The sequence below is a fragment of the Pararhizobium sp. P1_E7 genome (assembly GCF_056405855.1).
The window spans coordinates 1-2,535 of sequence record NZ_JBFUBH010000171.1; the positions used below are offsets into that span (position 1 = coordinate 1).

2 protein-coding genes are annotated in these 2,535 nt (G+C 56.2%); both read right to left on the bottom strand.

Annotation, left to right across the window (positions count from 1 at the left end; genetic code table 11):
- Positions 1–934: 934 nt before the first annotated feature.
- Positions 935–2,038 (bottom strand): mandelate racemase/muconate lactonizing enzyme family protein, encoded by a 1,104-nt coding sequence (locus AC1D17_RS28480; RefSeq protein WP_477568563.1) that lies wholly within the window; start codon positions 2,036–2,038, stop codon positions 935–937.
- A gap of 72 nt (positions 2,039–2,110) precedes the next feature.
- Positions 2,111–2,535: enolase C-terminal domain-like protein (locus AC1D17_RS28485; RefSeq protein WP_477568564.1), on the bottom strand; the 425-nt coding region annotated here is incomplete at its 5' end.

Here is a 2,535-nt window from a genome sequence, read left to right on the forward strand (position 1 = left end):
TCCTCGGTCTGTCCTACGACGTAGGACCGCTATAACCGGCCCGGGCGTTATTAGATTCAGTTTTCTTGTCGAAAAGACCGTGGTTGTGCACGTGTTGATTTCCATCGGAACTGAGCCGGATATGGAGTGGTCCCTGCGGCTCGACCATCGATGCGCTCAAAACTAAGCCGCCTGCTGGGCAAGCCGGTTTCAAATTCCGATGACGATCGATAGCCAAGGGCTGAATGCAGTCGTATCGCATTATCGACTTGTTCGATAAATATTGGCAATCGCTCGGCTACGTCCGCAAACGTTTCGTAGCCGGCGCGGTGAACGTCCTCCACTTTCAGAGTCTTCATGAAGCTCTGGCCTGCGCGTTATGATAGGGGTTGCCGACAGCGCTCATGGCCCCGAGTAGACCGGCCGCGCCGAAACGCGAAATCGTTGATCCCGATCGCAGAGCGATGCACCGACGCGCCATCCGCAATGATGTGCCATTGCTAATCAGCATCATTAGGCAAGGGCAAAAGCATAGGCTGACTGCTACCCAGCACTAAACCAAGAAGATGGACGATCTGTCTCAAGGCGTTCAGTTCGTCGGTCGTCGCGAGCCAAAACATCTTTACAAACTGCTCGCTGAGATGCGGCGTCCCATAGCTCGGCGCGGCACCAGAAATATCACACAGGGATCTTCAGCTCGACCCGCCGGCTACCAAGTGGCAGTCTGCGGGTCGTCGGAGATACCGGCTGTGAACACGTCGGCTTTGCCAACCGCAATACGGAAAAGCCCCAAAGGCTGACGTGTTCACAACAGGATCTCGACATGCTTTCGCCTCCGACTACCCGTGAGATGTTCATTTTCACTGCCAGCAATCGTATCGCGATAAAAAAGGTGACTGCCGGCCTTCAACAGTCTTGGCCACTCTGGTTTCCGATTTCGTGGCGCTCACGCCCGTCAGCCGAAAGACTGCACGGCGTTTCCAAGCTTCGCCTTGTCCGGAACGACACCAAGACCCGGTCCTTCCGGAATCTTGATCCTACCGTTTTCGATACGTGGCCCGTTCTCCTCGTCGAGATGCTCAGCGATATAAGGCTCAGCGATCCAGGTACCTTCAAAAAGGCGTGGCTCGACGGTTGCTCCGACGTGGACGCATGCTGCCGCGATGATGTCACCACCCCAGTTGTCGTCGGACGTATGTGGCAGTCCGCGGGCACGGCAAATATCTCGCACGGTCTGCATTGCAGAAATGCCGCCGATTCGGGTCAACTTCATCCCGAAACCATCAGCGACACCGTCAGCGATTGATTTGATGACGGCATTTACGTCCTCGGTTACCTCGTCAAGGAAGACAGGGTGGCAGAGCCGGCTATGAATCGAAGCAACTTCCTCATAGGTCCTGCACGGTTGTTCCAACACCATGGAAACGTCTTGGCACCGTCGGGATATCAGCAAGGTATCGCGGGCAGTCATGCTGCGGTTGCCGTCCGCAGCTAGCTTCATACCAGGCTTCAGCACCTCCTTAACGCGATGAAGTGTCTCAATGTCTTCCTCGATGTCTCGCCCCCCAACCTTGAGCTGCAGTCGTGAATACCCTTCGAGCTGCTTCTCGCGCGCAATACGAGCCGTTTCATCTGGAGAGGCGACTGAGATAGCGTAATACGTCGGGACCGTCGGCCCGGTTGCCCCACCTAAGAGATCGCATACCCGCCGGCCATAGCTTTTACCCGCGACATCCCAGGCAGCAATATCGATCGCCGCCTTGGCGTACTTGCTTCCGTCGAGAGACGCTTCCATCGCACGGTTAAGCTCGCCTATGTTCCTGGGGTCCAGGCCAATCAAATTCGGCGCAATATCTTTCAAAGCAGCGTGCGCGCCCAGCACGTGTTGAGGCTGATATACATTTCCGAGTGGGCAAACTTCGCCGTATCCGACAATCCCCTCATCGGTCACGAGCTCCACGATCACGCTCTCCAACAACGACATGGTGCTCGTCGCCATTTTATAAGTGCCCACCACAGGCAGTTTGACGCTGTAGACGTTGATCCCAATGAGTTTCATGTTCTCATTCTCTCCTGGCAGTTGTCAGTTGTCGTTTTCAGAGCGCCTCGGAAGAAGCCGGCGCATTGGCGATCAAGWGTATGTTGCTACMGGGTCACCGAGCACATCGAGCCGTGGCGTTATGCCAAGGCCAGGCAGCGAGGGAGCCTTGACGAGTCCGTTCACGACATCGAACGGACCATCAGCTGTTTTCAGGCTCACTATGTCACGGCATTCCAGGACACTGCGGAGGTTGCGTTCGGGGACAGTTTGGCCAAGGTGAACGATCGCGGCGAATGCGATATCCGAGCCGGTCGTCTCCTGGACGCTAACCGTGTAGCCCGCGGCCAAACAGATATCGCGTTGACGACGCCCTCTCGTCAGCCCGCCGTTTTTCGATATTTTGAGGCCGATGCCTTCGGCGGCATCGTCTCCGATCAACTGGACGATCGATGCATCGTCAGTCGCGAGTTCGTCAAAAATGATCGGTACATCGGTGCGGCGGCGCAATGACACGC